The 7,917-nt window shown below is 64.6% G+C and carries 6 protein-coding genes; 4 read left to right on the plus strand and 2 right to left on the minus strand.

Features of this window, described 5'->3' with window-relative positions:
* Positions 1-159 precede the first annotated feature (159 nt).
* On the plus strand, positions 160-927 hold the full coding sequence (locus QZ079_RS06400) for a PTS sugar transporter subunit IIC (RefSeq protein WP_291290517.1): 768 nt from the start codon (positions 160-162) through the stop codon (positions 925-927).
* On the plus strand, positions 917-1,756 hold the full coding sequence (locus tag QZ079_RS06405; RefSeq protein WP_297036579.1) for a PTS system mannose/fructose/sorbose family transporter subunit IID: 840 nt from the start codon (positions 917-919) through the stop codon (positions 1,754-1,756). Before QZ079_RS06400 ends, QZ079_RS06405 begins: the two co-directional genes overlap by 11 nt.
* 207 nt (positions 1,757-1,963) lie before the next feature.
* On the opposite strand, the gene QZ079_RS06410 is transcribed toward QZ079_RS06405, so the two are convergent.
* Together QZ079_RS06410 and QZ079_RS06415 are read right to left on the minus strand one after the other, a co-directional pair.
* Entirely contained in the window at positions 1,964-3,220 is a 1,257-nt protein-coding gene (locus QZ079_RS06410) for a hypothetical protein (RefSeq protein ID WP_297036604.1), read from the minus strand.
* 62 nt (positions 3,221-3,282) lie between these two features.
* On the minus strand, positions 3,283-4,317 hold the full coding sequence (locus QZ079_RS06415) for a hypothetical protein (protein WP_297036606.1): 1,035 nt from the start codon (positions 4,315-4,317) through the stop codon (positions 3,283-3,285).
* Positions 4,318-4,567: 250 nt separating this feature from the next.
* Between QZ079_RS06415 and QZ079_RS06420 the strand changes: the two genes are divergently transcribed.
* Together QZ079_RS06420 and QZ079_RS06425 are read left to right on the plus strand one after the other, a co-directional pair.
* Positions 4,568-6,613 carry an NAD(+) synthase gene (locus tag QZ079_RS06420; RefSeq protein ID WP_297036608.1) on the plus strand — a complete coding sequence of 682 codons (2,046 nt, stop codon included), beginning with the start codon at positions 4,568-4,570 and terminating at the stop codon, positions 6,611-6,613.
* 102 nt (positions 6,614-6,715) lie between these two features.
* A complete protein-coding gene (locus tag QZ079_RS06425; RefSeq protein ID WP_297036613.1) occupies positions 6,716-7,876 on the plus strand; it encodes a pyridoxal phosphate-dependent aminotransferase in 1,161 nt (386 codons plus the stop codon).
* Positions 7,877-7,917: the final 41 nt, after the last annotated feature.

Below are 7,917 nucleotides of genomic sequence, written 5' to 3' on the forward strand. Positions count from 1 at the left end.
CCCCGGCCTCGACGACGACTTCCGCGTCATCGTCTCGCCGTGGATCCTCACGAGCCTCGTGACCGACCGTCTTGCGGCGTACTACGAGACCGTGACGAAGCACAACCTCGACTACCGTCGCTACTATCACCAATTCGATTACTAGCGTAAGGAGGGAATATGGCTATCCAAGCTGCGATTTGCAGCCTTCTGTACCTGTTCTTCGGCTTTTTCGACTACCAGCTGGGCACGCTCTATGCGTTCCGTCCCCTCGTGGTGTGCCCGGTCGTGGGCGCCGTGCTCGGTGACTTCCAGACCGGCCTCGCCCTCGGCGCGAGTCTCGAGCTCCTGTTCATGGGCTCGGTCTCCATCGGTGCCTACGTTCCACCGGATTGCACCTCTGCTGCGGTGCTCTGCACGGCGTACGTGGTGCTGCTCGATGTCGACATCGACGTTGCCGTGGGTCTCGCGCTGCCCATCGGCACGATCGTGCTCGCACTCGAGAACCTCTGCCAGCCCGTCTCGAACTGGCTTCTGACGTTCATTCCTAAGTTCGCTGAGAAAGGCGAGAGCAAGAAGCTCCTCGCTTTGCACTGGCTCATCGGCACGTGGGCGCAGCCGCTCTACTTCGTCGTGCACTTCTGCGCCATCTACTTCGGCTCCGACGCCGTGGCGTGGGTCGTGGGCGTCATCCCCGAGTTCGTGCTCAACGGATTCGCCGCGGGCGCGAACATCCTGCCCGTTATGGGCTTCGCGATGCTCGGTCGCATGATTATCACCAAGAAGCTACTGCCGTTCTACTTCCTCGGGTTCCTGCTCACGGCCTACATCGGCGTGCCGGTGCTCGGCGTCGCGCTGCTTTCCATCGTGATCGGCATCGAGTACACCGGCATCATGAAGCCGAATACCGAGAATCTTGCGATTGAGGGGGACGACGATGACTTCTAAGATAACGACTGGCAACGACCCCTATGCGATCACCAAGAGCGATCTCACGAGGATGTCGCTGAATGTGGGATCGCTCGGCGTCGAGTACTCCTGGACGTATGCAAACCAGATGGGTCTCGCGTTCGGCGTCATGATGGACAAGATCTTGAAGAAGATCTACCACGACGATCCCGAGGGCTATGCCCAGGCGCTCGTGCGCCACACGTCGTTCTTCAACATCACGGTGCAGTTCGCGCCGTTTGTCGCTGGCATCGCGGCATCGATGGAGGAGAAGATCGCGAAGAACGAAATCCCCGCGGAGTCGGTGAACGACGTCAAGGCAGCCCTCATGGGCCCCTTGTCCGGCATCGGCGACTCGATCTTCCTCACCACGCTGCGTGTGCTCGCGGCCGGCATCGGCGTGTCGCTCGCGCAGGCGGGTAATCCCTTCGCCCCGCTCATCTTCCTGCTCATCTACAACATCCCAGCGTTCGTGCTGCGCGTGTGGGGTGTCCAGAAGGGCTATGAGCTGGGCGTGGGAATGCTCGAGACCGCGCAGAAGAACGGCATCATGGACAAGGTCATGACCATCGCTGGCATCGTAGGCATCATGGTGCTCGGCTCCATGACCGTCGATATGTTCTGGGCGGAGATTGCGGTCGAGTTCGGGTCTGGCGACGAGGTCACCGCCCTGCAGGACGTGCTCGACGGCATCCTGCCCGGTATGTTCGCCCTCATTTGCATGGGGCTGTACTACTGGCTGGTGGGCAAGAAGGTCTCGCCGACCATCCTTATCCTGGGCACGATGCTCGTGGGTGTGATCGGCGTGTACTTCGGCGTGCTCGCGTAGGTTGCATAACAGCTCGAGCCGGGTCGTTTGACTCATTTGGGGACGGGTTTGATTTGAGTCATTTGATTCAATCAAACCCGTCCCATTTGCGTCGCAAGCTCACACGCGGCAAGATTCGCTCCGACGACGTCGACCTTTTCCGCCAGTTTTTCCTTGTATGAAGACGAAAACGGCGGAATATGTCGACGTCGTTTGGGTGCAGATGGGTTATGCGGTCTCGACGGCCTCGAGCGCCCAGGGAGCGCCGGTGTCCGAGGCGGGACGGCGCTTGAGGCGGATGGTCGCGCTGCAGCGTTCACCGTCGCAGAGATAGCGTAGGGGGAATGCAGCGCGGTTGCGGCTGAGTTCGGCGGTGCCGCGCTCGCATGCAATGAGGAACCATTCGCTCGCGATGCCGAGAACGTCGGCGCCGTAGGGGAGGAGTGCGGTGAGCTCGCTCAACAGGTTCGCCGGGCACCAGACGTCGGTGGCGAAGTCTTTCGGATATGCGTCCAGGTCAAGGGGCGCTGTGGGTGCAGGTTGCGGCTGCGGGGCGGCGGCGGATGCGGGCGGGGCGGCAGCGGGCGTGGCCGAAGGCCGCGCTGTCAAAGGGGCTGTCGCTTCGTCTGCGTTCTCCGTCTGCGCCGCCGGATTCGCGGCTGCCAGCGCCTCGTCGACCTGCTTGGCGGGAGCTGTGCTCACGGGCGTGGACGCGAGGGTCTGGATGCCGGCGTTCGCGTGCTCGGGATCGTAGATGACGGTGAGCGAGATGGCGGGCTCGGGCGCTTCCGCGGCAGGGGTCGCCGCGGGCTCATCGGACGGCTCATCGGCAGCTGCGTCTGGGGAGGCGTCCTTGCCGTCTACGGCACCGGACGGCTCGCAGGGGGAAGTTTCGTCGGCGGGTGCGGTATTCGTCTCGCCGTCTGCAACGACATCGACGGCATCGCGCTCGGGGCTCTTGGCGGCGTTGTTGGCATCTTCGACCGCCGCCCCTTCGTGTTCCGCAGGCGAAGCTCCATCGCCCGCATCTTCGGCAAGCTGCTCTGCCGAGGGTTCCTCGGCGGCGGCGTCCTCGTCGGCAGGCGCCTCGGCATCCACCGGTTCTTCGACGACTACGACCTGCGGGCGCACGGGCTTGAGCGGGCGCTGGCCACGCTTGCGTTTCCATGGTTTCGCCGATCCGGTGCCGGCGCCCGTGCCGTTGTTCGCGGCGTCGAGCACCTCGTCCCATTCCGGCTGGGCTTCGATAGTCGCATAGAGGCGCCCGCCCTTGAAGACGGTGAGCGTGACGAACGCGTCCAAGTCCTCGAGTAGCGCGCGGGTATCTTCGTAGCCGAGCGAGCAGGCGTCGAGCCCGTCGCTTGCAAGCGCTTCCTCCACTTGCGTCACGAACGTCTGCCTCCCGCAGCCGAGCTTCGTGCGGAAGAGATCATACAGGTAGATGCGGTTGTTCTGGTTGAGCTGCGTGCGCTGCTGCGATGCCATGATATCTCCTCGGTCCGTTTGTCCGCCCTCTATCTTAGCATCGCGAGCGCTTGGGTCGTCGGTTATCGGCGGGTGGGCTGTTGCGTGGCGTCACCCGCTGCGGTGCCCGTGCCGCCTGTAGAAGCATCGCCGGAGTCCGTATTGCCTGCCGCGTCGCCGCTGTTCGCGTCGCCCGTTCCAACCGAGCCGTCGGTTCCCGTCCCGGGCGTCGTGTCGGGGGAGGGGGCGGTGCCGCCAGCGTTTTGGCTGCCGTCTGCCGAGGGTTCGTCCGCAGGCGGCTGCTCGGAGTCTTCCTGCTCGGACGAATCGTCTGTCTGTTCCGGTTTTTCGGCAGTCTGGTCATGCGCGGTGGTATCTTCAGTGTCTTCGGGCGTATCCTGCGTGGCGACAGGTGCCGTGAAGATCGCTTCCGGCTTGGTTCCGAGACCCTCACCGGCTGTGCCGAGCAAGATGATCGCGACGCACGCCACCACAGCGAGAATCGCTGCGATTGCCGAGAAGCCTATGACCTTGCGCTGTGTGGAGGCGCGCTCCGCCTTCGCCCGCGCGCGGAGGCGTTCGGGTGCGATGCGCGCTCCCATTTGCGCACCGGTTCCCGCGCAGGGCTGGCAGTTCGCACTGCGTTTGAAGCAGGCGCTGGATTCCCAGCCGCCCTCATGCGCGGCGTCTGCGTTGGCTGACCAGCCAATAACCCCCGTCCCTAATGGCTTGTCGCCAGGGACACGCGCGCCGCCCGCTGCGTACGCACCATACGCACTCTCGCGGACGTCGCCTCCCGTGTAGGCACCCTTGAGCTTCTCCGCGCCGGTCGTGATGAAATGCCGGTAGATCTGCGATGACACGACGGTCACCACGGAGCTCACCGCCGCACCGATCACCGACCCCGCGATGCCGATCTTCGAGGCGAGCACCACCGACGTCGCCGCTGCGGCAGCGCCGGCCACGACCTGCGCGAAGGAGAGGTCTTCGAAAAGCCCGCGGAGAAACCCTGGCTTCTTGGCAGGATATGCCTGTGTGTTGCCGATGGCCTCATGCGGCGCGCGCATCTCTTCGCGCTGGTACGGCGCATCGAATCGGTTGGGATAATCGGGTGCCATGGTGCCTCCCGGGGTATGAACTCATGTATCCTGCGGGGTCGTTCGGCTACGGACAGTTCAGCCGCAGCGTCAGTCGACCGCAGGGGCGTACGTTTGAAGTCCTCCCATTCCTACCCAGCCGCCTTGCCGCCCGTTCACTCCTCATAAGGAGGGCACATTTCACGGTGTGTGCAAAGCGCGACCCCCGCGCGGCGGGAGTTGCGAACGCGGTATCATAGTGCCGAGATTTCCAGACCGAGAGGAAATGACGATGGACGAGCTCTATCTGGCAGATGCGGACGGCTGCGACGGCGCGCCTGCTGCGGACGGTTTCTTCCGCATCGCAGCGGCGACGCCGAAGATCCGCGTCGCAGACGTTGAGGGCAATGCCCGCGCAGTGCTTGCTTGCGTGCAGGCGGCGCATGCGGCGGGCGCGGGCGCGCTCGTGCTGCCCGAACTTTGCCTGACGGGTTATACCTGCGGCGACCTCTTTCAGAACCGCACGCTCGTCGCGGCGTGCGAGCGTGCGCTCGCATGGCTGCTGGATGAGACGCGCGAGCTGCCGCTGCTCTTCACGGTGGGTTTGCCCGTCGCGACGGGCGGCGCGCTCTACAACTGCGCTGCCGTGTGCTGCGCCGGCACGCTCCTTGGCCTCACGGTCAAGGCGAACTTGCCCAACTACGGCGAGTTCTACGAGCAGCGCTGGTTCGAGCCGGCGCGCCAAGATGCGATGCTCGTGAACTTCGCGGGTTTCGAGAACGTTCCGCTTGCGAAGAGCATCGTCTACCGCTGCGCGGATCCCGGCATGGAGGCCGTCGCGGTAGGCGTCGAGATTTGCGAGGACCTGTGGGTTGCGGCTCCGCCGAGCGTCGGCATGGCACTCGAGGGTGATGCGACGATCATCTTGAACCCTTCGGCATCCGATGAAGTCATTGGCAAGGCGGCGTATCGGCGCGACCTGGTGCGCGGCCAGAGCGCTCGCCTTTACTGCGCGTACGCCTACGCGGACGCGGGGGAGGGCGAGTCCACGACCGACCTCGTATTCGCCGGCGAGAACCTCATCGCGGAAAACGGCAGCCTGCTCGCGCGCACGCCGCTCATGAGCTGCGACATGGCGCTTGCCGATGTTGACCTCGACCGCCTCCCCGCCGAGCGCCGCCGTTCGAACACGTGGAAGAAGCCCGTGTTCACGTCGAGTGATCTTACGTTCGTGGACTTCTCGTTCGCCGGCGCCTCCCTGGAGCCTGGGCAGGCCGAGACGGCTCCCATGTTGCGCCTCATGCGCTCCGCGCTCGACATCGACCGCGTGTTCCCGCGCGCGCCCTTCGTACCCGCCGACCACGGCGACCTCGCCGAACGCTGCGAGGAGATCTTCAGCCTGCAGGCGGCGGGGCTCAAGACGCGCCTTGCGCACACGGGGACGAAGCACGCGGTCATCGGTCTTTCCGGCGGCCTTGACTCCACGCTCGCACTGCTCGTGACCGTGCGCGCGTTCGATGCGCTCGGGCTTCTGCGCGAAGGCATCACGGCCGTTTCGATGCCGGGGTTCGGCACCACCGGCCGCACGAAGGGCAACGCGCAGATGCTCGCTGAGGCGCTCGGCGTCGACTTCCGCGAGGTGCCCATCCATGCTGCGGTCGAGCAGCACTTCCAGGACATCGGCCACGACCCCGCCGTTCAAGACGTGACGTACGAGAACAGCCAGGCGCGCGAGCGCACGCAGATCCTCATGGACATCGCGAATCAATCCGGCGGCTTCGTGATCGGCACCGGTGACCTCTCCGAGCTCGCGCTCGGCTGGGCCACGTACAACGGTGACCACATGAGCATGTATGGCGTGAACGCGAGCGTGCCGAAGACGCTCGTGCGGCACCTCGTGCGCTACGCGGCGGATGTTTTCGGCGGTGATATCGAAGCGACGCTCCTCGATATCCTCGACACGCCCGTGTCCCCGGAACTTTTGCCGCCCACGGGCGAGGGCGAGATCGCGCAGAAGACGGAAGACCTCGTGGGTCCCTACGAGCTGCACGATTTCTTCCTCTACCACCTGCTGCGTTTCGGCTTCACGCCGGGCAAGATCCTGCGCATGGCGTACCGCTCGTTCGAAGGCGCCTACGACGAGCGCACGATCTGGAGCTGGCTCCGCGTGTTCTATCGCCGCTTCTTCGCCCAACAGTTCAAGCGCAGCTGCTTGCCGGATGGGCCCAAGGTGGGTTCCGTGACGCTTTCCCCGCGCGGCGACTGGCGCATGCCGAGCGATGCGAGCTCGAGCCTGTGGCTTACCCAAATCGACGCCCTGGAGCCGAATGTCAAATAACCTCGGATGTCAAATTACCCCAGGGGTTTTTTGACATCGCACGATACCCGCGTGCATGCCTCTATATGGGCGTTCGCGCGACGCATTGAAAGGATGATGGACATGGAGTTTTCCAAGCGTCTTGACCGGTTTGGTGCCGAGGTCTTCAGCTCGCTCAACGCCAAGCGACTCGAGCTCGAGGCGCAGGGTCGCACGATCTACAACCTCTCCGTGGGCACGCCGGATTTCGCGCCCTACGACCACGTTGTCGAAGCGTTGCGCGACGCGGCGACAGACCCCGTGCAGTGGAAGTACAGCTTGGGCGACCTTCCCGAGCTCAAGCAGGCCGTGTGCGATTACTACGCGCGCCGCTTCGGCGTGGAGGGCATCACGCCGGACATGGTGGCGAGCTGCAACGGCACGCAGGAGGGCGTGGGGCACCTGGGGCTCGCGCTGCTCGATGCGGGCGACACGGTGCTCGTGCCCGACCCCTGCTATCCTGTGTTCGAAGCGGGCGTGAAGATCGCGGACGGCGAGCTCGTGTACTACCCGCTCGAGGCGGAGCACGACTTCCTGCCCTATGTGAAGGGCATCGACCCCGAGGTCGCGGACAAGGCGAAGTACATGATCGTGTCGCTGCCGGCGAACCCGGTGGGCAGCGTGGGCACGCCGGAGCTCTATGAGGAGATCATTGCGTTCGCGCGCGAGCACGACCTCTTGATCGTGCACGACAACGCCTATTCCGACATCGTCTACGACGGTCCGGCGGGCGGGAGCTTCCTCAGCTATCCCGGCGCGCTCGAGGTGGGCGTCGAGTTCTTCTCACTCTCGAAGTCCTTCAACGTCACGGGTGCGCGCATCGGCTTTCTCGTGGGGCGCTCGGACGTGGTCGCCGCGTTCGCGAAGCTCCGTAGCCAGATCGATTTCGGCATGTTCTTCCCCATACAGAAGGCCGCTATCGCCGCACTTACCGGTTCGCTCGATGAGGTCGAGCACCAGCGCCATCTCTACCAGGAGCGCCGCGACGCGCTCTGCGACGGGCTCGAGGCGATCGGTTGGGAGCGTCCCAACGCGCACGGCACGATGTTCGTGTGGGCGAAGCTTCCCGGCGGACGCACGGATTCCATGGCGTTTTGCGAGGAGCTTATGGAGCGCGCGGGCGTGGTGGTGACGCCGGGTGCGAGTTTCGGACCTTCGGGTGAGGGCTATGTGCGCATGGCGCTCGTGCTGCCGCCGGATGGCCTGCGTGCCGCTGTTTCTGCCATCGAGGCTGCGGGTATATAGGAGGGGTTGGTTGGGGACGGGTTCGTTTCAACCCATTTTGC

This window comes from uncultured Enorma sp. (assembly GCA_905210055.1).
GTDB lineage: Bacteria > Actinomycetota > Coriobacteriia > Coriobacteriales > Coriobacteriaceae > Enorma.

Excerpts from the sequence above, each read along its gene's own strand:
- QZ079_RS06420 (WP_297036608.1), top strand. The coding sequence starts at position 4,568 with ATGGACGAGCTCTATCTGGCAGATGCGGACGGCTGCGACGGCGCGCCT.
- QZ079_RS06415 (WP_297036606.1), bottom strand. The coding sequence starts at position 4,317 with ATGGCACCCGATTATCCCAACCGATTCGATGCGCCGTACCAGCGCGAA.
- QZ079_RS06405 (WP_297036579.1), top strand. The coding sequence starts at position 917 with ATGACTTCTAAGATAACGACTGGCAACGACCCCTATGCGATCACCAAG.
- QZ079_RS06425 (WP_297036613.1), top strand. The coding sequence starts at position 6,716 with ATGGAGTTTTCCAAGCGTCTTGACCGGTTTGGTGCCGAGGTCTTCAGC.
- QZ079_RS06410 (WP_297036604.1), bottom strand. The coding sequence starts at position 3,220 with ATGGCATCGCAGCAGCGCACGCAGCTCAACCAGAACAACCGCATCTAC.
- QZ079_RS06400 (WP_291290517.1), top strand. The coding sequence starts at position 160 with ATGGCTATCCAAGCTGCGATTTGCAGCCTTCTGTACCTGTTCTTCGGC.